Origin of the sequence: Campylobacter sp. CNRCH_2013_0898h (assembly GCF_025772965.1) — a bacterium.
Classification (GTDB): domain Bacteria; phylum Campylobacterota; class Campylobacteria; order Campylobacterales; family Campylobacteraceae; genus Campylobacter_D; species Campylobacter_D lari_D.
Window position 1 is genome coordinate 1 of the sequence record NZ_JAKMTD010000007.1, and the last position, 21,534, is coordinate 21,534.

Consider the following 21,534-nt stretch of genomic DNA (forward strand, 5'->3'; position numbering starts at 1 on the left):
AGTTGAGTTTTAGTAGATTATAATATAATATTAGGATGATGTTAAATAAGTTAGATTTTTTCTTAAAAGATAATAATATATTTCTAAGTGGTTCTGCTGGAGTTGGTAAATCATTCTTAACTACAGAACTTGTTAAATTATATAGAAAACAAGGTAGAATTGTTGTTGTATTAGGTTCTACTGGATTAAGTGCATTTAATATAGGAGGAGTTACTTTACATAGTTTTTTTGCCTTTAAAAGATGTCAAAATTATGATGAATTGTATTATGAAGATCGAAAACAAAGAAATAAGTTAGAAAAATTAAAAAGAATTTTAAAACAATGTGATTTATTAATTATTGATGAAATTTCTATGATAAGTGCATCTTTGATGGAAATGATTTATTATAGATTAACAAGAAATGACTTTAGTGGTAAAATTTTATTAGTCGGTGATTTTTTTCAACTTCCACCTGTAATAAACTACAAAGAGAATCAAAACACTTTATTTCAAAATACTCTATATGCTTTTTCTTCTCAAGCTTGGAATGATTTAAAATTTGTCAATTTAAAGCTTAGTATTACTAAAAGAACTTTAGATAAACAATTTTATGAATATTTATTTTTTCTTAGAATTGGCAAAGTAAATCAAGAAATACTAAGTTTTTTTAAAAAAATGTTAATTTATCCAAAAGATTTGCTTGAGTATATGGACGAATATACCCTATTGTGTGCTACAAATAAAAAAGCTAATTGTATAAATGCTAAAAAATTAAATCTTTTGCAAGGTAAAGAAAAAATATTTAAATCAAGAATGGAAAAATTAGATTATACTTTAGATGATAAAATTTATGAGCAGTGGATTAAAGGATTAAATTCTTTAGAGGAGTTAAAATTAAAAATAGGTTCTAAGATTATTTTTTGTGTAAATAATAAAGAGGAAAATTATTACAATGGAGAACAAGGAATTATTTTAGATTTTATAAAAGATAAAGAGCAAGAATATATTCTGATAGAGAAAAATAATGGTGAAAGATTGAAATTAAAACCATATGAATATACCTTAGAAGAGTATGAGTTAGACAAAGATGAAAAACTAGAAGTTAAGATAAAAGCTAAATTTGTTCAATTTCCTATAAAACTAGCTTATGCTATAACAATCCATAAATCTCAAGGTATGAGTATAGATAAGCTTATATGTGATATTGATGGAATTTTTGAAAAAGGACAACTATATGTATGTTTATCAAGGGCCATTAATCCTTGTAATTTAAAAATCATATATAATTATAAAATGCCTTTTGAGGATTATTTTTTAAGAATTTTAAAAACCGATAAAGAAGTGAAAAAATTTTATTTACAAGAAAAATTTATAGATTTAGAAGAAGATGAGGAGATAATATGAAGTGGATTATAGTTTTGCTTTTAATGTTTTTTAATATCCATGCTAGTTCCTTGAGTATAGAAAATTTTAGAACTGATTTATATTCAAAGGTTGGAAACAATACTTTAAAAAAAATTGAAATGAATTTAGATTTTGAAGGAGAAAATTTAGATCAAAAGAAAATTATAGATGCTTTAAATACCATTGTATCTAGTTATTTTTATGAAGATTTGTTTACAGAAGTTGGTAAAAATAATTTTAAAGAAACCTTGCTTAAATTTAGTAATAAAAAATATAAAACTCAAATTAAAAATATTTATATTTTAAAAATTAATTCGGTAGCTAAGTTTGACTTGGAAGAATTTAAGCGTTTTATAAATGATTTGGAAAAAAAAGATGACAATACAATAAAAACTATCAAACAAAAGGAAATTCAAGATAATTCCAAAGTTGCAAAAAATACGGATCAAAATAATACTCAATCAAAAGATATAAATACCGATCAAATAAACAACAATGATAAAGATGATAATAAAAGTTTTAATCAAGATACTAACACAAGTAAAGAGGCTATGGATATGATTTTAAAAACCATGGAAAAAACTCAAATGCAAATGTTAGCTCCAAGTAAAGAACAACAAGATTTGTTTAATGAAATACCATTTTGATTATTGAATAATATCAAAATGGCTTGGGATTTTTGGTATAAAAATATTTTCGTTGATATTTTGATCAAATTTCTGATTATAAAAATAAATACTAACTAAGTTTCCTAACTCATCTTTATAAGAAATATTACTAAGATTATCATTTTTTAGTTTGATATTATATGTGATATTTTCGTATTTTGCTTCATAATTTTCATGAGATATTAATTTTGCATTTTTAAAAATTTCTTGAAGATTTGGTAAATTTTGCAATTGAGTATAAATAGCTTGTTCTAACTCAGGCTCTATGATAATAACTTCTTTGTGATTGATATAAATTTGTTTTTTATTTGGTTTAGTATAATTCCAAAAGGCTTTATTTTGAGTAATGATAAAATTTCCTTTATAATTTAGCGAAGAATTATTGCTTTGCACCTTTTGTTCAAAATCACTACTAAAATTTTTAAAATTTATATCAAAAGCAAAAATACTACAAACAAATAACATTAAAAATATAAAATATCTCATAATTATCCTTTAAAAATTTTGTAAATTATATAAAATTTATCCAAACAAAACTTTTTATATAGTTCTAATTAAATTCAAGGTATAATCTAGCATATATTTTTGTAATTAAAGGTAAAAAAATGTTTTCTAGTGTATTTAAAGTAATATTTGGCACAAAAAATGATCGAGAAGTAAAAAAATATTTAAAGAGGGTTGTGCAAATTAATGCTTTAGAATCAAAATACCAAAATTTAAGCGATGATGAATTAAAACAAGTATTTATAGAATTTAAAACACAAATTCAAAAAGAAGAACAAACTTTAGACCAAATACTGAATGATGTTTTTGCAATAGTTAGAGAAGTAGGAAAAAGAACTCTTAATATGCGCCATTTTGATGTGCAATTAATTGGTGGTATGGTTTTACATGATGGAAAAATTGCTGAAATGAAAACTGGGGAAGGTAAAACCTTGGTTGCAACTTTACCTGTTGTATTAAATGCTATGAGTGGTAAGGGTGTGCATGTGGTTACTGTAAATGATTATTTGGCTAAAAGAGATGCAGAGCAAATGAGTGCTATTTATAATTTTTTAGGTTTTAGTGTAGGTGTGATAGTTTCAGAACAAAATAGTGATGAGGCACATAAAAAAGCTTATGAGTGTGATATAACTTATGGTACAAATAATGAATTTGGCTTTGATTATTTACGCGATAACATGAAATTTTCAAAGCTTGAAAAAGTACAAAGAGAGCATAATTTTGTTATAGTTGATGAAGTAGATAGTATTTTAATAGATGAAGCAAGAACTCCGCTTATTATAAGTGGGCCTACAAATAGAACTTTAGACGGCTATGTTAAAGCAAATGAAGTAGCAAAACAAATGCAAAAAGGCCAAGTAGCTGTTACTCCTCAAGAATTGCCAAGTGGTGATTTTGTTGTTGATGAGAAAAATAGAACTATTATGATTACAGAGGCTGGAATTTCTAAGGCTGAAAAATTATTTGGAGTAGAAAATTTATATAGCTTAGATAATGCAATATTGGCCCATCAGCTTGATCAGGCTTTAAAAGCACATAATTTATTTGAAAAAGATGTGCATTATGTATTAAGAGATAAAGAAGTTGTAATTGTTGATGAATTCACGGGAAGATTAAGTGAAGGAAGACGCTTTAGTGATGGCTTGCACCAAGCATTAGAAGCTAAAGAAGGGGTAAAAATTCAGGAAGAAAGTCAAACTTTAGCAGATATTACTTTCCAAAATTATTTTAGAATGTACAAAAAGTTAGCAGGCATGACAGGTACTGCACAAACTGAGGCAACGGAATTTTCTCAAATTTATAATTTAGATGTAGTTTCTATACCTACAAATATACCAATTGCAAGAATAGATAAAGATGATTTGATTTATAAAACTCAAGAAGAAAAATTTAAAGCAGTTATTGAAGAGATAAAAAAAGCAAATGCAAAGGGTCAGCCAGTTTTAGTGGGAACTGCAAGTATTGAAAGAAGTGAAGTATTTCATAATATGCTTGTAAAAGAACGCATTCCTCATCATGTGCTTAATGCTAAAAATCACGAGCAAGAAGCTTTGATTATCCAAGATGCAGGTAAAAAAGGTGCAGTGACTATAGCTACTAATATGGCAGGTCGTGGGGTTGATATAAAAATAGATGATGAAATAAGAGCTTTAGGCGGGCTTTATATTATAGGAACTGAGCGTCATGAAAGCAGAAGAATAGACAATCAACTTCGTGGTCGTGCAGGGCGTCAAGGTGATCCTGGTGTAAGTAGATTTTACTTAAGTTTAGAGGATAATCTTTTGAGAATTTTTGGTGGTGATCGCATAAAAAATATCATGGAAAGATTAGGTATAGAAGAGGGCGAGCATATAGAAAGTCGTATTGTTACAAGAGCTGTTGAGAATGCGCAAAAAAAAGTTGAAAGCTTGCATTTTGAGAGCAGAAAACATTTGCTTGAATATGATGATGTGGCAAATGAACAAAGAAAGACTATTTATAATTATAGAAATGAATTGTTAGATGAAGAATTTGACTTGCAAGATAAAATTTTAAAAAATATTGCCGAGTATAGTAATCACTTAGTAAGCCAAATTTATCTAAATGCAGAACTTGAAGATGATGTTAAGCATTTTGAAAGCTTAAAGCAAAAAGTAAGTTATGAGTGTAATCTTGAGCTTAGCGAAGCTGATTTTAAAGATTTAGGTGTAATTGAAGCAGAAAATAAATTAAGTGAAATTTTAGAAAAAGCTTACAAAGATAAAATGAATATTATTGAAGATAAGGAAGCTAGAAGAATTGAAAGAATTCTATATCTTCAAATTTTGGATAATCTATGGAGAGAGCATTTATACCAAATGGATATTTTGAAAACTGGTATAGGTTTAAGAAGTTATAATCAAAAAGATCCTTTAGTAGAATACAAAAAAGAAAGTTATAATCTTTTCATGGAGCTTGTTGAGCGTGTTAAATTTGATAGTTTGAAATTATTATTTAATGTAGTTTTTACTCAAAAAGAAGCACAGAATTTTGAAGAAAAAAGCCATGAACAAAACGAGCAGTTTTTAGCTAGTACCACAGAAAGTGGTGTTGATGAAAATGGTGAAGCACAAATTACTAAAGTGCCTAGAAATTCACCTTGTCCTTGCGGTAGTGGTAAAAAATATAAAGAATGTCATGGTAAAAGTGGTCCTAAAAAGGGTATTTTAGCTTAAGGTTTGAAATGAAATTAGTTATAGTTGAAGATGATATAAATATGAGAAAATCACTCGAAATTGCTTTGAGTGAGTATGAAGAATTTGCTATAAAATCTTATAAATCAGCAACTGAAGCTTTAAAAAAACTAAATGATGATGTTGATTTGATTATTACAGATATTAATATGCCGGGTATGGATGGTATTGAATTTGTGCAAGCTTGTGAGAATAAATATGATTTTATTATTATTACAGGTAATGCAACGCTAAATCGTGCCATAGAAGCAGTAAGACTTGGAGTAAAAGATTTTCTAGTAAAACCATTTGATATTAATACTTTAGTAACTGCGATAAAACGCGCAAAAATAATTCAAGAAAAGACTTCTAAAAAAACAAACAAAAAGATTATCAAAAAAGAAGAAAATCAAGATTTTTATGGTACTTCTAAAGCTTTGGAAGATTGTTTAAAATTGGCTACTAAGGCTGCTAAGACAGATGCAAGTGTGCTTTTTTTTGGAGAAAGTGGGGTAGGTAAAGAAGTTTTTGCAAATTTTGTGCATAAAAATTCAAAAAGAGCACAAAAACCTTTTGTGGCTATTAATATGGCAGCAATTCCATCAAATTTGATAGAAAGTGAGCTTTTTGGTTTTGAAAAAGGTGCATTTACCGATGCTAATACTACTAAAATAGGGTTGTTTGAGCTTGCTAATGAAGGCACTTTGTTTTTAGATGAAATAGGTGAAATGCCTTATGAAATTCAAGCAAAATTATTAAGAGCCTTGCAAGAAAAAGAAATTACAAGATTAGGAAGTACTAAAAGTATAAAGATTGATGTAAGAATTATTAGTGCAACTAATGCTCATATAGAAAAAAAGATTACAGATAATGAATTCAGACAAGATTTATATTATAGGCTTAATACTATTCCTATTAATATACCACCACTAAGAGAGCGTCAAGAAGAAATTTTGCAAATTGCACAAAAGGTATTACTTGATACATGTAAAGAATACGATTTTAATGAAAAAACTTTAAGTCAAGAAGCACAAGGTGCTTTGCTAGCTTATGATTTTCCAGGTAATATTAGAGAATTGATTTCTATTATACAAAGAGCTTGTATTTTAAGTGAAAATGATGAGATTAGCGCTCAAGATTTATTTTTAGAAAGTAGAAAAAGTAAAGATATTAAAAATCTTGAAAAAGAATTGATTTTAGAAGCTTTAAAAAATTCGCAAGATATTGCAGAAGCAGCTAAGCTTATAGGGATGAGTGAAAAAATTTTTAGTGAAAAAATGAAAAAATACAATATTACTTAAAAAGGATGGATGATGAAAAAAATAGCCATTGTAGGTGCAACAGGAGCGGTTGGCGAAGAACTTTTAAATGTTTTAGATGAGCTTGATTTCCCGGTTGAAAGTATTTTACCATTAGCAAGCGCAAAAAGTGCAGGTAGTGAAGTAGAATTTAGAGGAAAAAGTTATAAAGTAAAAGAATTAACTCCAAATGTTTTTAAAGAAAATCCTGTAGATATTGCTTTTTTTAGTGCCGGAGGAAACATAAGTGCTGAGTATGCAAAATACGCAGTAGAGTGTGGTGCTGTAGTGATTGATAATACTAGTCATTTTAGAATGGATGAAAATGTTCCTTTGGTAGTTCCTGAATGCAATAGCGAAGATATTAAAGATTGGGAAAAAACAGGAATTATTGCTAATCCAAATTGCTCTACTATACAAATGGTACATGTTTTAAAACCACTTGATGATGTATTTAATCTAAAAAGGGTAGATGTAAGTACTTATCAAGCAGCAAGTGGTGCAGGTAAAGAAGGTATGGAAGAATTAGTTCAAGGAATGCAAAGTTTTTTTGCTTTTAAATTAGATGAATTTGAGGCAAAAACTTTTCCATATACCTTAGCTTTAAATTTAATTCCTCAAATTGATGTTTTTAGTGAAAATGGCTACACTAAAGAAGAATTAAAAATGGTAAATGAAACGCAAAAAATATTGCATAAAAAACTTGAAATTTCAGCAACTTGCGTAAGAGTTCCTGTGCTTAGAAGTCATAGTGAAGCTATTACTATGCATTTTGAAAAAGATGTTGATGTTGCTAAGGTTAGAGAGATACTTTCTAAAGCACCAAGTGTTGTTGTGATTGATGATGTAGAAAATAAAAAATATCCTATGCCACTTTTTACAAGCGATACTAATGAAACTTATGTAGGAAGAATTAGACGCGATATTAATCATAAAAATATTTTACACTTATGGTGCGTGGCTGATCAAATTCGTGTAGGAGCTGCTACAAATGCAGTGCGTATTGCACAAAAATGGCTAGAATTGGTTTAAAAAGGAGAAAAATGTTAGAAAGATTTTTTGAAAATTTATTAGTTAAAAGTCGTTTAGTCACTATTTTGCCTGTAATTTTTGGCCTTATAGGAGCTTTTGTTTTATTTTTTATTGCAAGTTATGATGTGATTAAAGTTTTAAAATATGTATTTGAGTATTTTATGTTGCCTAATTCTACGGTAGATTTGCATGAGGATATTGTTGGTTTGATTATAGGGGCTGTAGATTTATATTTAATGGCTTTAGTTTTATTTATATTTTCTTTTGGAATTTATGAACTTTTTATTAGTGAAATAGAAGAATTTAAACAAACTAAACAGTCAAAAGTTTTAGAAGTGCACAGTTTAGATCAACTAAAAGATAAGCTTGCAAAAGTTATTATTATGGTTTTAGTCGTAAATTTTTTCCAAAGAATTTTGCAAATGCAACTAAATACGGTTTTGGATATGACTTATCTTGCAGGTTCTATTTTAGCTCTTTGTATAGGACTTTATTTTTTACACAAAAGTGATCATTAAAATAAGGAATAAAAATGATTTTTATTGATGCATGTTTTAAAAAGTCAACCCCTTATACTCCAGTTTGGATGATGCGCCAAGCAGGAAGATATTTACCTGAATATATGCAGGTTAGAGCAAGTGCTGGAGATTTTTTATCACTTTGTAAAGATTATAAAAAAGCGAGTGAAGTTACCTTACAACCAGTAGATATTTTGGGTGTTGATGCAGCTATTATTTTTTCAGATATTTTGGTAGTACCTTTAGAAATGGGTATGGATTTAAAATTTGAAAAAGGCGAGGGCCCTATATTTTCAAATCCTATTAAAACAAAAGAAGAATTGGAAAGATTAGATGTTGAAAAAAGCATTAAAAATCTTTCTTACGTTTATGATGCACTAGCATTTACTAGAGAAAAACTTACACAAGATAAAGCTTTGATTGGTTTTTGTGGAAGTCCTTGGACTATTGCTACTTATATGATAGAGGGTGGTAGTAGTAAAAATTATGCAAAGTGTAAAAAATTAGTCTATCAAAATCCTGAATTTTTACATCAAATTTTATCTAAACTTACTTTTGTTTTAAAGTATTATATTCAAGAGCAAATTAGAGCAGGTGCTAATGCTATACAGATATTTGATAGTTGGGCAAGTGCTTTAGAAAAAGAAATGTTTTTTGAGTTTTCTTTTAAATATATGCTTGAAATTGCTGATTTTATAAAGGAAAAATATCCGCATATTCCTGTGATTTTATTTCCTAAAGGGGTAAGTGGGTTCTTAGATGATATAAATGGAAATTTTGATGTCTTTGGAGTAGATTGGAGTACCCCTTTAGAGCTGGCTAAGGAAAAACTAGGCGCTAAATATACTTTGCAGGGTAATATGGAGCCTTGTAGACTCTATGATAAAAAAGCTATTGAACAAGGTGTGGATAAAATTTTAAATATTATGCAAGATAGTGCACATATTTTTAATCTCGGACATGGAATTTTACCTGATATTCCTGTTGATAATGCTAAATATTTTATCAAGCTAGTTCAAGAGAAATCTAAAAAGTGAGTAAAATAACTTTTGGGCCTATAAGTTCAAGAAGATTTGGACTTTCATTGGGAATTGATTTAAGTCCAAATCAAAAACAATGTAATTTTGACTGCGTTTATTGTGAATTACAAGCTGCAAAACCTTTGGAAAAATCTTTAATTTATCCTAAAATAAAAAATATTATCGATGAAGTACAAAGTGTATTTAAAAGTAATGTGCAATTTGACTTTTTAACATTAACTGCAAATGGTGAGCCTACTTTATATCCTCATTTAAAAGAATTAGTTTATGAGTTAAATAAAATAAAACAAGATAAAAAACTCTTAATCCTAAGCAATGGTAGTGGAGTTTTAAATTCGGATATTTTTGATGCTTTAATGTATATTGATGTGGTTAAATTTAGTCTTGATAGTGCAATGGAAAAAACTTTTTATAGAGTTGATAGGGCTTTAAAGCAAATAAAACTTGAAACAATGATAGAACAAATGATCGCCTTTAGAGAGAAATTTTTGGGTGAGCTTGTTATGGAAGTTTTAATTGTCAAGGGATTGAATGATAACAAAGATGAGATGTTGGCTTTAAACGAAGCATTTGACAAGATAAGACCATCAAGAGTGGATTTTAGCACTATAGATAGACCGCCTGCGTATCCTGTTAAAGGTATATCTTTGGAAAAGTTGGAAGAATTAAGTATGTATATCACTAGTGTGCCTGTTGTGCTTGCTAAACATTATTACAAAGGTGAAAAAATTGATTTTAATATCCAAGAGCTCCTGAAGATGCTGCAGCTTAGAGCGCAAAGTGAATTTGACATAGAAAACAAATTTAGTCAGCATAGTAAAGATATATTAGAAAAATTAATTAAAGAACGAAAAGTTGTTGTAGAAAATTTAGCAGGAGTAAAATTTTACAAAAAAGCGTAATTTTTTATAAAAAATCTTGACAAAAAAGTTTTTTTCTTATATAATATCATTTCTTATTTATTGATGTTCCGGATTAGCTCAGCGGTAGAGTAGTCGGCTGTTAACCGATTGGTCGTAGGTTCGAATCCTACATCCGGAGCCACTTTGTAAATTTAATCTCATGTATATTTTATAATAATCTAATTTGCAATTTATAATTATATTTTTTTTGATGTTCAATTAGTATTTTCTTATTTTATGAAAATACTAATTTTTAATATCAAAAGTAAAAAATTTACTTTCAAAATTATTTCCTACTTTTTCATATTGAAACATAGCAGGTTCTAAATTTTGGACTTCATGATATAATAGTCCTAGTGCAAGTCTTGCTTCTAAGGTTTCTTCATTTTCTAATTTTGCAAGCTCTAGTAAAGCTATGGCTGAATTTGGATTATTAGAACCTATCGCTGCTACTGCGGCTAAAAATAAAGTTTGTGCATCTTTGATTTTATAATCATCTATTAAGATATTGTAAAGTGTATATGCTTCTTGGTATTCTTTAGCAAAAATATCAACATAAGCTAGAGCAAAAATCAGTCCGATGGAATTTTTATTACTCATAGCAAGTCTTTTTTTTATGTCATTTCTAACATGATTTAACAAGCCGGTAATTTGCATAAGTGTCACATAGCTGTCTTTAACTATACCAGCTCCACCAAATAAAGAATTATAATCAAGCTTGGTTGTTAAAAAATACATTTGTGCTTGTTTGGCATACTCTTTAATATCAAGATTTGTGTTTTTAGAATTAAAATATAAAATATTGCTAATAATATCCTCACCGAGCAAATCTTTTAATTCTTTTATTTTTTGATTTCTTAAAATTTCAAGATTATTGCCATTAGCAGCTACTATAGCAAACATTAATTCTAAAGGAGTATTTTTGCTATTTGAAAGGTTATCTAAATAAGGAATCATAGCAGTAAAGTCACTTTTAACTAGATGTAGTAAATATTTATAGATATTATGATTTTGATCGATATTATTATCTGCTTGTAAATTTTCCAAAAGTTCATTAGCAAGTTTGGTATAATCTTTTTTTACTAAATCCATGCAATATATGGCAAAAATACCTGCAATATAATTTTTTGGATTTAAATGATAAGCAGTTGAAAAATGTTTATATGCATTATTATAATCTTGCAGTTGTGCATAAGTTAAAGCAAGATTATAATGAATTACATCGTGAGCATGATAAATTTCACTTAAATTTTTAAATTCTTGATTTGCTTCTCTTAGATGAAAATTAAAAGCTAGATTGATAGCATGAGATAATTCCACATTAACGCCTGATAAAGCTTTGCTTTTAACAAGCAATTCATTTTCATACTCATACCCTTGTATGAAATTTCCCAAATCAGCTTTTGTGATGAGCTCCATGCTTTGTTTTATATCAAAAACGCGATAAGGTGAAAAATAAAAAAGTAAATCATAAATTTGTTGTTTTCCTGTGATTAAACTTTTGGCAAAATGTTGCTGCGCTATATCAATATTTGAAAAATTTCTTTTTAGTCTTGTTTTTATGTTATAGTATTTTGAGCCAATAGCTCTATCTTTTACATATAAAGTTTTTAAAATTTGTGCACCATTGTCAAATTGGCCTGTTTTTAATTCTACTAAAGCTAGAGCCATTTTGCTTCTTATGGCTTGATTTTCTATTTTTGATGCTTTTTCAAGATATTCTTTAGCTTTTTTATATTCTCCCAGTTTTGCATATAATAAACCTAAGGGTAAGCTTGCTTCATAATCTTGTTGCTTTTGCAAAAGATTAATGGCGTTTTGATCAGATTTTAATAATGCGTAAATTTTTGCCCCAAGGTAATAAGACTCCCCTTGATAGCTGTTGATATTACTTGAACGCATGAACATTTGTAAAGCCTCTGGATAAAATCCTTGATAGTAATTAATTAATCCTAGATAATAATCATACAAAGAAGATTTAGAATCTTGTGGTAAATGTACTCTTGCTAAATCAAGATAATATTTAAATTTCTCTTTATCGCCCAGATTAAAATAACACACAGCTATATTAATAGCTGCTGCAACTTTGTGTTCTTCTAATTCTAAAGATTGTTTGAAATTCTCAACAGCACTAATATAATCTTTTTGTTTCATTTGAGCTACACCAAGATTATAACTTGATAAAGATTGATTGAAAATATTAATATTATTATAAAGCTCTAAAGCACTTTCTATATCACCTTTTTCATATAATAAATTTGCCTTTTGTACTACAAGATCTAAAGCAGATTGTTTCACCTTTGTGATACTTGTACTAACATTATCTTCTAAAATTGGATTATTTGTGATTACTTTTTTATCTTCCTTAAAAACAAGAAGTAAAACTAAAATAATAAATAAAATTAGAGCAAGAGCACCAAGTGTTGAAATCAAAATAAGAAATTTTTTATCAAAAAGCTTTTTCTTTTCTTCAGGTTGTGATGCTTGAGGTTCTTCCTCTACTCTTTGAAAAGTACTTTCTTCTTCCTCTAATTCAGGAGGTATTGTGCCAGGAGGGATAGTTTGTTCTTCCACTCCTGGATTTTCATCAATCTCTGAAAAAGCTTTTTCTTGATTATCTTGTTCTTTAGGTGTTACTTCTTCGGCCATGTTTTCTCTTAAAAGTATTTTCTTAATGCATCAGGAATTCTTATATTTCCATCTTTTTCTTGATAATTTTCCATAATAGCTACTAAGGTTCTACCAACAGCTAGCGAAGAACCATTAAGTGTGTGAACTAATTCATTTTTGCCCTTATCGTTTTTAAAACGGATCTTTGCGCGTCTTGCTTGAAAATCTTTACAATTTGACACAGAGCTAATTTCACGGTATTTGTTTTGCGATGGAAGCCATACTTCTAAGTCTACTGTTTTCGCAGCAGAAAAGCCCAAATCTCCCGTGCAAAGCATTAAATGCCTATGTGCTAGACCCAAAGAGCTTAGTAAATCACTAGCGCAATTTAACATTTCTTCAAACATCAATTCACTTTGATCAGGCTTACATATACTAACAAGCTCTACTTTTTCAAATTGATGTTGCCTTATAATACCTCTTGTATCTCTACCCGCGCTTCCTGCTTCTTGTCTAAAACAAGCACTATAGCAGGTCATTTTTAAGGGTAGTTCTTCTTGAGTTAAAATTTCATTAGAATAAAGATTAGTTACAGGAATTTCAGAAGTTGAGATGAGATATAAATCATCATTTTCTACCTTATACATATCATCTTTAAATTTAGGAAGCTGTCCTGTGCCATACATGGTTGCGCTATTTACTAAAAATGGTACATTGACTAGCTCAAAACCTCTACTTCTATTAAAATCAATCATATAATTTACCAAGGCTCTACTTAGTAAAGCTCCTTCATTTTTAAGCACACAGAAACGACTTTGTGAGATTTTAACCCCTCTTGTAAAATCAAGCCAGTTTAATTTTTCTCCTAAATCATGATGTTCTTTGATTTCAAAATCAAAACTAGGAGGTGTTAGAACTTTTTTTAATTCTACATTTTCATCTTCATCTTCTCCAAAAGGTACGCAATCATCAGGGGTATTTGGTATTGCTAGGGCAATTTGTTCTAGTTTTTCTTCTAGCGTGCTAACGATTTTTGACTGAGTATTGATTTTTTCTTTATTTTGGCTTAGTTGTGCTTTTAAGCTTTCTTTATCTTGTGCTGTTGCAAGCTCTTTACTAAATTTATTTTGAAAAGCTTGAAATTCTTCCAAAAGTGCTTTTTCTTTTTTTAAATTTATAAATAAGTCGCTAAGTTCTTTGAGTAAATTTTCATCTACTTTTTTAGCTTTTAGTTTTTGCGCAATTTCATCAAAATTATTTTGCAAAAGTTTTAAATCTAACATTCTAACTCCTTTTATAGTCCTATTTTAGCATAAATTTTTTCCATTGTTTCTCGGGCTTGTTTTTTTGCTTTGCTTGCTCCAAATTCTAAAATCTCATCGATTTTAGAAGGATTAGCTAGTAATTTTTCATATTCTTCCTTAGCCGAGGCAAAATACTCACTAATGATTTCATTTAAATACATTTTAAAATGCCCATAACCTTCGCCACCTTTTTCATAACGACTTTTTAAAGTTTCTTGTTTTGTTTTGTCTAAAAACAATTTTGCGATTTTAAATACATTACAATTTTGCCAATCTTTTGGATCTTCTAAAGCCGTACTATCTGTGATAATGGAAGAAATTTGTTTTTTAATAGCTTTTGGTGTATTAAAAATATCGATTGTGTTTTGATAAGACTTGCTCATTTTAGCTCCATCAGTACCAGGCACTACTGCAACTTCATCATTAACTTTAGCTTGAGGTAGGGTAAAAATTTCACCCCATTCATTATTTACTTTTAAAGCTATATCTCTTGCTATTTCAACATGTTGAATTTGATCTTTACCTACAGGAACTACTTGAGCATTAAAAAGTAAAATATCTGCAGCCATTAAAACAGGGTAAGAAAAAAGCCCATGGTTGGCATTTAAACCTTTGGCAATTTTATCTTTATAGCTATGTGCTCTTTCTAAAAGTCCCATTGGGGTAAATTGAGAAAGAATCCAATAAAGCTCCATCACTTCTTTTACATCACTTTGTAACCAAAATACGCTTTTTTGTGGATCAATTCCTAAACTTAAAAAAGCTGCCGCAGCTTTGAGTGAATTTTGTTTAAGTTTTTCTCCATTAAAATTTGAAGTCATAGCATGATAGTTTGCTATAAACATATACATTTGATTTTCTTCTTGCATATTTAGCATTTGTTTTATAGAGCCAAAATAATTTCCTATATGTAAATCCCCACTTGGCTGTAATCCTGTAATAATTCTCATTTTACCTCTTTTTTGATTTCTTTAATTATTTCTTGGATATTTTTGTTTTCAATGTTTATAATGATATTTGCTTTTTTTTCATATTTTTTAATTCTTTGATCAAATAGTATTTTAGCATTGTTTGTGTTTGAAAATAAGGGTCTTGCGGCCAATTCTTCTTTATTTAGTCTTTGCAAGAGATAATCAAAACTTGCTTTTAAGTAAACGATAGTACCAATATTTTTTAATTTTTTTTGTTCTATGAAGCCACCACCGCTTGCAATAGAACAATTTTGCACATAAGTTAAAAACGAAACAAGTTTTTTTTCTTCTTTGCGAAATTTTTTTTCTCCATATGTTTTAAAAAATTCACTAATTTCAAGATTAAATTTTTCTTTGATTAAAACATCTGTATCTAAAAAGAATTTATCATATTTTTTTGCATAAGCCCTTGCTATAGTTGTTTTACCACAGCCCATAAATCCTACAAAAAGGAGGTTAGTTTTCTTGCTCATCTTTGCTACCTTTTTTTCTTGAAGCTAAAATTAAAGGTACACCTTCAAAGTTAAATTGTTTTCTAATTTGATTTTGTAAATATCGTTTATAACTAAAATGTAAAGCTTTTGGTCTATTCATAATTAGAGCTATTTTTGGAGGTGCTAAGTCGTATTGAACCGCATAATAAATTTTCACTAATTTACCATAATCATGTGGTAGCGGGTGGGCTCTTGTGGCTTCTTCTACCAAAGCATTTAATTTTGCTGTTGGAATTTTTTGGGTGAAATTTGCAAAAACTTCTAAAATTTTATCCAAAAGCACATGTATTCTTTTTCCACTTAAAGCTGATACGCTTACAACGGGCGCATAAGCTAGGAATTTAAAACGATCTAGTTTTAATTCTTTTAAAGTTTTATCAAAATCAAGTTCGCTTTTATCCCATTTATTAAGTACAATAATCACACCTAAACAATGTTTAGCAGCAAGCCCTGCGATACGCTCATCAAGTTCGTTAAAACCTTCAGCTGCGTCAAGTACTAAAAGTGCAATTTGAGCATTGGCTAGGGCATATTCAGTTCTATTAAGTGCATAACGCTCTAAACCCTGTATTTTCCCGCGTTTTCTAATACCCGCAGTATCTACAAATTCGATGATTTTATCTTTATGCATAATGCTTTCATTAACAGGATCAATTGTAGTGCCTGCTATATCGCTTACCACGCTACGTTCTTCTTTTACTAAAGCATTTAAAAGACTTGATTTTCCTACATTAACCCTGCCGATAATTCCCACTTTAATATGATTTTCATTAATAGTTTTTAGCTTAAAATCTCCGCTATTTTCATCAAAATTTTCTAAATAACTTTCAAAGTCTTCTTCTTCATCTGCATTTAAATAACTTTCATCTAAAAACTTACTAGCCCACATACAAAGCTCATCAATGCCTATATTATGTGTTACAGAGATATTAAAAACTTCTTTTACTCCAAAATTAGAAAATTCCCAAGATCTTTCCTCGTCTTTTTTGTTATCGACTTTATTGATTACTAAAGCTATGGGTTTGTTGAGTTTTTTCATTTCATAAAAAAAAGCTTTATCTTCATCATCAGGTAAAAATTTTCCATCCACCATATAAAAGATAATATCACTATTTTTAGCAGCTTTAAGCGAATTTGCTTTGATATTTTTAAAAAGCTCATTACTCTCATCAAGCCCGCCGCTATCTATCAACAAAGCTTTTTTGCCATCAATTTCTACTTCTATTTTATTAGTATCTCTTGTAGTTCCACTTATGTCACTAGTTATTGCAATGCGCTTTCTTGCAAGTCTATTAAAAAGACTTGATTTGCCAACATTTGGTTTTCCTATTAAAATAATACTTTGCATTAATACTCATTTTTTAAATTTTTATTTGTGATTATATAAAAATTGCCTTAAAATTAAGCAAAAAAGACTAAAATAACAGGAATTTTATATGGAATTTATATGTTAAGAATAGTTAAAAAGAATTTAGGTATATATTTTATGATTATTGCTTCTATAGAATTTGCATTTGTAGGTGCTTGTGCAAAAATTCTTAGTGAAGAATTATCATCGATTGAAATTATGTTTTTTAGAAATATTATAGGCACAGCTTTTATGCTTTATGCGCTTTCAAAATTAAATTTTCATAAAAGTGGCGGACATCTTGGACTGCTTATTTTTAGAGGTATTATAGGAACGATCGCTTTATATCTTTTCTTTTATAATGTTTCTAATATTTCATTAGGTGGGGCTTTTGCTTTTCAAAAAACAGCACCTATTTTTATAGCTTTGATTGCTTTTTTGTTTTTTAAAGAAAGTTTAGGATTAAAAGCTTGTTTTGGGATTTTGATTGCTTTTATAGGAGTATTATTAATCTGTCAGCCTTTTGCAGATAGCACTACGCATTCAGGTTTTGATTTAAAAAATAGTATTTTAGGAATTTTAAGCGGTTTTTGTGCAGCCTTGGCGCTAACTAGCGTAAGAGAGCTTAGAAAATCATACCCAGCGCCATTTATAGCTTTATCTTTTGTTTTAATTGGTACTTTGATGCCTTTAATGTCTATGATTGTAGGTTCTTTTTATGAAATAAGAGAGCTTGATTTTTTAATTGCTCCTTTTGTTATGCCTAGTCTTAAAGCTTGGATTTTTATTGTTTTGATGGGAATTTTTGGAGCAATGTATCAAATTCATGTTACTAAAGCTTATGGAGTAGCAAAAAAGGCAGGAGTTGTTGCAGGAGTTAGCTATATAGATGTAGTTTTTACTTTATTTTTGGGCATATTATTAGGAGATGAATTTCCTAGCTTAATGGTTTTTATAGGAATTTTTAGCATTATTTTAGGAGGAATTATTTTGGTTAGTAAGCAAACAAAAGGAAAGAAAAATGGAAAATAAAACAGATTTAATTTATGGTTTAGAAGATAGACCACCTTTTGCTAAGGCATTTTTTGCTGCATTAGTGCATTTAATGGCTATGTTTGTGGCTGTGATTACACCTGCTTTGTTAATTTGCAAAGGTCTTGGGATAGATGATACTAATACGGCTAGAATTATTTGTATGTCGCTTTTTGCTTCAGGTGTTGCTTCGCTTTTACAGATTAAAACTTGGGGTCCTATAGGGAGTGGACTTTTATCTATTCAAGGGACCAGTTTTAATTTTGTTGCACCTATTATTTTAGGTGGGCTTGTTTTAAAAAATAATGGTTTATCGCAAGAAGCAATGCTTGGAGCCATTTTTGGCACTTTAATGCTTTGTTCTACTACTGAAATGATTATTTCTCAAATTTTACCTTTTATTAGAAGAGTGATTTCGCCTTTGGTTTCAGGTATAGTTGTGATGATTATAGGTCTTAGTTTGATTAATGTTGGTCTTGTGAGTGCAGGAGGTGGATTTGCGGCTAAGGCAAGTGGTGAGTTTGGTTCTTTGCAAAATTTATTATTAGCCGGAGTTGTGATTTTAAGTATTATTGTTTTAAATCGTTTTAATAATGCCTATATAAGAATTTCTTCTTTATTTATAGCTATGATAATAGGGCTTTTAGTGGCTATGACTTTTGAAAATTTTAGTTTTAATTTTAATGAAAATTTACCTTTAGTGTTTTTACCCGATCCTTTGCATTATGGTTTGAGTATTGATTATAATCTTATTTTACCTTTGATTTTAGTTTTTATGGTAACTTCTTTAGAAACTATCGGCGATATTAGTGCTACTAGTGAAGTTTCAAATCAGCCAGTTAAAGGCGAACTTTATGCAAAAAGATTAAAAGGCGGGGTTTTGGCTAATGGTTTTAATTCCTTTGTTTCAGCCTTTTTTAATACTTTTCCAAATTCATGTTTTGGGCAAAATAATGGCGTTATAGCTTTAACAGGTGTTGCAAGTCGATATGTTGGATTTATTGTAGCTTTTATGTTGATGATTTTGGGTTTGTTTCCTATTGTGGCTGATATTACTTTGCAAATTCCAGAACCTATTTTAGGAGGAGCAACTTTAGTAATGTTTGGTACTATAGCTGCAACGGGAGTTAGGATTATTTCTAAGGAAAATTTAAATCGTCGTTCTATTATCATCATAGCTATGAGTTTGGGTATAGGGCTTGGAGTTTCTAATAATCCTGATATTTTAGAATTTATGCCAATGTGGTTTAAAACTTTATTTTCTTCAGGGATTGCAGCAGGTGGGATTACGGCTATTATTTTAAATTGCATTTTTCCGCTTGAAGAAAATGAAAAAAATAAAGTAAAATAATAAAAAATAAGGAAAAATAATGAAAAAAATGATACTAATAACAGGTCCTTGTGTAATAGAAAATGAAGAACTTGTTTTTAAAGTTGCACAAGAGCTTGAATGCTTTTTAAAAGATGGTAGAATTGATTTTTATTTTAAATCAAGTTTTGATAAAGCAAATAGAACTAGTATTAATAGTTTTAGAGGGCCAGGTCTTGAAAAAGGCTTGGAAATTTTGCAAAAAGTGAAAGATAAATTTGGCATGCAAATTCTTACTGATATTCATGAGAGTTCTCAAGCGAGTGTTGCGGCTGAGGTTGTAGATGTTTTACAAATTCCTGCCTTTTTATGCAGGCAAACTGATTTATTAGTAGCTGCTGCTAAAACAAAAGCCAAGGTAAATGTAAAAAAAGGGCAATTTTTAAATCCTGAAGATATTAAATACAGTGTAGCTAAAATTTTACAAACTAGAGGCATTGATGAAGAAGGTTTTGAAATAGCCAAAGAAAATGGAGTTTTTGTAGCTGAGAGAGGTTCGAGTTTTGGTTATGGAAATTTGGTCGTAGATATGAGAAGTTTGGTTATCATGAGAAAATATGCTCCAGTTATTTTTGATGCTACTCATAGTGTGCAAATGCCAGGAGCAAACGGTGGAAGTAGTGGAGGCAAAAGTGAATTTGTAGAGCCATTAGCAAGAGCTGCTGCTAGTGTAGGTGTAGATGGATTTTTCTTTGAAACGCACATTGATCCTTGCAAAGCTTTATGTGATGGACCAAATATGCTTGATCTTTCAAGACTTAAAAACTGCGTAAATACGCTTTTAAAAATTCAAGAAATCATTTAGAAAAGGAAAATTATGAAGATAATAGAGGGAAATTTAAGTTTAAAAGGTGATGAGAAAATTGCGATTATCAATGCAAGATTTAATCATATCATCACAGATCGTTTAGTTGAAGGTGCTAAAGATGCTTTTTTAAGGCATGGGGGCAAGGAAGAAAACTTAAGTCTTATCTTAGTGCCAGGTGCTTTTGAAATTCCTTTTGCATTAAAACAAGCTTGTGAGAGTAAAAAATTTGATGGAATTTGTTGTGTTGGAGCAGTAATTCGTGGAAGTACACCACATTTTGATTATGTAGCAGCTGAAACTACTAAAGGTATAGCAAGTGTAGGGCTTGGAGCTAATGTGCCTGTGAGTTTTGGAGTTTTAACAACTGATACCTTAGAGCAAGCCATAGAAAGAGCAGGTAGTAAAGCAGGTAATAAGGGTTTTGAAGCTATGCTTACTGTAGTTGAAATGCTTAATTTAATCCAAAAAATTAAGGCTTAAAATGGCTACTAGACACCAAGTAAGACAAAGTATAGTTTCTTTGCTTTATGCAGCACAGTTAAATCAAGAAAATAAAGATTTTATCAATGAATTTTTGGATGAGAAAAAAATTCGCAATGACCAAAGAAAATTCACTCTAGATTTATATAATGGTATCAATGAGCAACTTACTTTGCTTGATGAGAAAATCAATGAGTGTTTGAAAGAGCACAAATTAGATGGAGTAGCTAGTATAGAAAAGGCCATTTTGCGTTTGGGTACTTATGAGATTTTATTTACTTCTACACAAAAAGCGATTATCATTAATGAGGCTATAGAGCTTGCAAAAGAAATGGCAGGAGATAATGCTCCTAAATTTATCAACGGGGTGTTGGATAAAATTAACAAGGAAAAGCAATGAAACTTTGTGTGGCTTTTGATGTGTCAAGTTATGATGAGTGTATTAGTTTGGCTAAAGAATTAAAAGGTTTAGATCTTTGGGTTAAAATAGGGCTTAGATCATATTTAAGAGATGGAGCAAAGCTTTTAGAGGCGATTAAAAAAGTGGATGATTTTAAAATCTTTTTAGATTTAAAGCTTTATGATATACCAAATACCATGGCAGATGCTTGCGAAGAGCTTGCTAAACTTGATGTGGATATGTTTAATATCCACGCAAGTGCAGGTAAAAGTGCTATGTGTATGATTATGGAGCGTTTAAGTGTTTTGAGTAAAAGACCTTTGGTGCTTGCTGTATCTGCTTTAACTAGTTTTGATGAGCAAGAATTTTTTAGTATATATAGACAAAATATCAAACAAGCCGTTAAGGAATTTTCTAAAATTAGCTATGAAAGCGGTCTTGATGGTATGGTTTGTTCGGTATATGAGAGCTTATTGATTAAAGAAAATACAAATACAAATTTTATTACACTAACTCCTGGAATTCGTCCTTTTAAAGAAAATTTAGATGATCAAAAAAGAGTAGCTGATATACAGTGTGCTAAGGATAATCTGTCAGATTTTATCGTGGTTGGAAGACCTATTTATAAGGCAAAAGAACCTAGAATGGTTTGTGAGAATATATTAGAGCATTTAAAATAAG

Annotated in this window: 20 protein-coding genes and 1 tRNA gene; 15 read left to right on the plus strand and 6 right to left on the minus strand. The window is 29.5% G+C overall.

Going from position 1 to position 21,534, the window contains the following annotated elements; translation table 11 throughout:
- Positions 1-38: 38 nt before the first annotated feature.
- Positions 39-1,385: an ATP-dependent DNA helicase gene (locus tag L8X50_RS05080; RefSeq protein ID WP_263660560.1), complete on the plus strand. Its 1,347-nt coding sequence runs from the start codon at positions 39-41 to the stop codon at positions 1,383-1,385.
- Complete coding sequence (locus L8X50_RS05085) at positions 1,382-2,032, plus strand: flagellar basal body-associated FliL family protein (RefSeq protein ID WP_263659318.1); 651 nt, start codon at positions 1,382-1,384, stop codon at positions 2,030-2,032. The genes L8X50_RS05080 and L8X50_RS05085 overlap by 4 nt, the downstream gene beginning before the upstream one ends.
- Here L8X50_RS05085 and lolA read toward each other — a convergent pair whose 3' ends face one another.
- Positions 2,033-2,539, minus strand: coding sequence for a LolA-like outer membrane lipoprotein chaperone (lolA, locus tag L8X50_RS05090; protein WP_263660561.1), 507 nt, complete (start codon positions 2,537-2,539; stop codon positions 2,033-2,035). It lies immediately after the preceding gene.
- A 119-nt stretch (positions 2,540-2,658) separates the two neighbouring features.
- Here lolA and secA point away from each other — a divergent pair, with 119 nt between their 5' ends.
- The 7 genes from secA (at position 2,659) to L8X50_RS05125 (ending at position 10,179) form a co-directional block, all read left to right on the plus strand.
- Complete coding sequence (gene secA, locus L8X50_RS05095) at positions 2,659-5,250, plus strand: preprotein translocase subunit SecA (RefSeq protein ID WP_263660562.1); 2,592 nt, start codon at positions 2,659-2,661, stop codon at positions 5,248-5,250.
- 8 nt (positions 5,251-5,258) lie between these two features.
- On the plus strand, positions 5,259-6,548 hold the full coding sequence (locus L8X50_RS05100) for a sigma-54-dependent transcriptional regulator (RefSeq protein WP_263660563.1): 1,290 nt from the start codon (positions 5,259-5,261) through the stop codon (positions 6,546-6,548).
- 9 nt (positions 6,549-6,557) lie between these two features.
- Positions 6,558-7,577 carry an aspartate-semialdehyde dehydrogenase gene (locus L8X50_RS05105; protein WP_263660564.1) on the plus strand — a complete coding sequence of 340 codons (1,020 nt, stop codon included), beginning with the start codon at positions 6,558-6,560 and terminating at the stop codon, positions 7,575-7,577.
- Between the two features lie 11 nt (positions 7,578-7,588).
- Positions 7,589-8,095: a YqhA family protein gene (locus L8X50_RS05110; protein WP_087699510.1), complete on the plus strand. Its 507-nt coding sequence runs from the start codon at positions 7,589-7,591 to the stop codon at positions 8,093-8,095.
- A gap of 14 nt (positions 8,096-8,109) precedes the next feature.
- Positions 8,110-9,132, plus strand: coding sequence for a uroporphyrinogen decarboxylase (gene hemE / locus L8X50_RS05115; protein ID WP_263660565.1), 1,023 nt, complete (start codon positions 8,110-8,112; stop codon positions 9,130-9,132).
- Entirely contained in the window at positions 9,129-10,037 is a 909-nt protein-coding gene (locus L8X50_RS05120) for a radical SAM protein (protein WP_263660566.1), read from the plus strand. The genes hemE and L8X50_RS05120 overlap by 4 nt, the downstream gene beginning before the upstream one ends.
- A gap of 67 nt (positions 10,038-10,104) precedes the next feature.
- A tRNA-Asn gene (locus tag L8X50_RS05125) sits at positions 10,105-10,179 on the plus strand.
- Positions 10,180-10,283: 104 nt separating this feature from the next.
- Here L8X50_RS05125 and L8X50_RS05130 read toward each other — a convergent pair.
- Genes L8X50_RS05130 through der form a run of 5 tightly spaced genes read right to left on the minus strand, consistent with a single transcriptional unit; the run spans position 10,284 to position 16,764 of the window.
- The gene (locus tag L8X50_RS05130) at positions 10,284-12,686 is read right to left on the minus strand and encodes a tetratricopeptide repeat protein (protein ID WP_263660567.1); all 2,403 of its coding nucleotides are present in this window, start codon (positions 12,684-12,686) and stop codon (positions 10,284-10,286) included.
- An 8-nt stretch (positions 12,687-12,694) separates the two neighbouring features.
- Positions 12,695-13,930 carry a serine--tRNA ligase gene (gene serS / locus L8X50_RS05135; RefSeq protein WP_263660568.1) on the minus strand — a complete coding sequence of 412 codons (1,236 nt, stop codon included), beginning with the start codon at positions 13,928-13,930 and terminating at the stop codon, positions 12,695-12,697.
- Positions 13,931-13,941: 11 nt separating this feature from the next.
- Positions 13,942-14,901: a tryptophan--tRNA ligase gene (gene trpS / locus L8X50_RS05140; RefSeq protein ID WP_263660569.1), complete on the minus strand. Its 960-nt coding sequence runs from the start codon at positions 14,899-14,901 to the stop codon at positions 13,942-13,944.
- Complete coding sequence (locus L8X50_RS05145; RefSeq protein WP_220566727.1) at positions 14,898-15,395, minus strand: shikimate kinase; 498 nt, start codon at positions 15,393-15,395, stop codon at positions 14,898-14,900. Before L8X50_RS05145 ends, trpS begins: the two co-directional genes overlap by 4 nt.
- Entirely contained in the window at positions 15,379-16,764 is a 1,386-nt protein-coding gene (der, locus tag L8X50_RS05150; protein WP_133319326.1) for a ribosome biogenesis GTPase Der, read from the minus strand. Before der ends, L8X50_RS05145 begins: the two co-directional genes overlap by 17 nt.
- 99 nt (positions 16,765-16,863) lie before the next feature.
- On the opposite strand from der, the gene L8X50_RS05155 reads away from it, so the two are divergent.
- From L8X50_RS05155 to pyrF, 6 genes are read left to right on the plus strand one after another with little or no spacing between them, the layout of a single operon-like run.
- Positions 16,864-17,796 (plus strand): DMT family transporter, encoded by a 933-nt coding sequence (locus L8X50_RS05155; RefSeq protein WP_263660571.1) that lies wholly within the window; start codon positions 16,864-16,866, stop codon positions 17,794-17,796.
- On the plus strand, positions 17,786-19,147 hold the full coding sequence (locus L8X50_RS05160; protein WP_133319324.1) for a uracil-xanthine permease family protein: 1,362 nt from the start codon (positions 17,786-17,788) through the stop codon (positions 19,145-19,147). Before L8X50_RS05155 ends, L8X50_RS05160 begins: the two co-directional genes overlap by 11 nt.
- 19 nt (positions 19,148-19,166) lie before the next feature.
- Complete coding sequence (gene kdsA / locus L8X50_RS05165) at positions 19,167-19,970, plus strand: 3-deoxy-8-phosphooctulonate synthase (RefSeq protein ID WP_133319323.1); 804 nt, start codon at positions 19,167-19,169, stop codon at positions 19,968-19,970.
- A gap of 12 nt (positions 19,971-19,982) precedes the next feature.
- Positions 19,983-20,453 (plus strand): 6,7-dimethyl-8-ribityllumazine synthase, encoded by a 471-nt coding sequence (gene ribE / locus L8X50_RS05170; protein WP_012661257.1) that lies wholly within the window; start codon positions 19,983-19,985, stop codon positions 20,451-20,453.
- Between the two features lies 1 nt (position 20,454).
- Positions 20,455-20,853, plus strand: a complete 399-nt coding sequence (gene nusB, locus L8X50_RS05175) for a transcription antitermination factor NusB (RefSeq protein WP_133319322.1) — start codon at positions 20,455-20,457, stop codon at positions 20,851-20,853.
- Complete coding sequence (gene pyrF / locus L8X50_RS05180) at positions 20,850-21,533, plus strand: orotidine-5'-phosphate decarboxylase (protein ID WP_263660572.1); 684 nt, start codon at positions 20,850-20,852, stop codon at positions 21,531-21,533. The genes nusB and pyrF overlap by 4 nt, the downstream gene beginning before the upstream one ends.
- Position 21,534 lies beyond the last annotated feature (1 nt).

Coding starts and splice junctions, on each gene's coding strand:
- L8X50_RS05080 (WP_263660560.1), top strand. CDS start 39: ATGTTAAATAAGTTAGATTTTTTCTTAAAAGATAATAATATATTTCTA.
- L8X50_RS05085 (WP_263659318.1), top strand. CDS start 1,382: ATGAAGTGGATTATAGTTTTGCTTTTAATGTTTTTTAATATCCATGCT.
- lolA (WP_263660561.1), bottom strand. CDS start 2,539: ATGAGATATTTTATATTTTTAATGTTATTTGTTTGTAGTATTTTTGCT.
- secA (WP_263660562.1), top strand. CDS start 2,659: ATGTTTTCTAGTGTATTTAAAGTAATATTTGGCACAAAAAATGATCGA.
- L8X50_RS05100 (WP_263660563.1), top strand. CDS start 5,259: ATGAAATTAGTTATAGTTGAAGATGATATAAATATGAGAAAATCACTC.
- L8X50_RS05105 (WP_263660564.1), top strand. CDS start 6,558: ATGATGAAAAAAATAGCCATTGTAGGTGCAACAGGAGCGGTTGGCGAA.
- L8X50_RS05110 (WP_087699510.1), top strand. CDS start 7,589: ATGTTAGAAAGATTTTTTGAAAATTTATTAGTTAAAAGTCGTTTAGTC.
- hemE (WP_263660565.1), top strand. CDS start 8,110: ATGATTTTTATTGATGCATGTTTTAAAAAGTCAACCCCTTATACTCCA.
- L8X50_RS05130 (WP_263660567.1), bottom strand. CDS start 12,686: ATGGCCGAAGAAGTAACACCTAAAGAACAAGATAATCAAGAAAAAGCT.
- serS (WP_263660568.1), bottom strand. CDS start 13,930: ATGTTAGATTTAAAACTTTTGCAAAATAATTTTGATGAAATTGCGCAA.
- trpS (WP_263660569.1), bottom strand. CDS start 14,901: ATGAGAATTATTACAGGATTACAGCCAAGTGGGGATTTACATATAGGA.
- L8X50_RS05145 (WP_220566727.1), bottom strand. CDS start 15,395: ATGAGCAAGAAAACTAACCTCCTTTTTGTAGGATTTATGGGCTGTGGT.
- der (WP_133319326.1), bottom strand. CDS start 16,764: ATGCAAAGTATTATTTTAATAGGAAAACCAAATGTTGGCAAATCAAGT.
- L8X50_RS05155 (WP_263660571.1), top strand. CDS start 16,864: ATGTTAAGAATAGTTAAAAAGAATTTAGGTATATATTTTATGATTATT.
- L8X50_RS05160 (WP_133319324.1), top strand. CDS start 17,786: ATGGAAAATAAAACAGATTTAATTTATGGTTTAGAAGATAGACCACCT.
- kdsA (WP_133319323.1), top strand. CDS start 19,167: ATGAAAAAAATGATACTAATAACAGGTCCTTGTGTAATAGAAAATGAA.
- ribE (WP_012661257.1), top strand. CDS start 19,983: ATGAAGATAATAGAGGGAAATTTAAGTTTAAAAGGTGATGAGAAAATT.
- nusB (WP_133319322.1), top strand. CDS start 20,455: ATGGCTACTAGACACCAAGTAAGACAAAGTATAGTTTCTTTGCTTTAT.
- pyrF (WP_263660572.1), top strand. CDS start 20,850: ATGAAACTTTGTGTGGCTTTTGATGTGTCAAGTTATGATGAGTGTATT.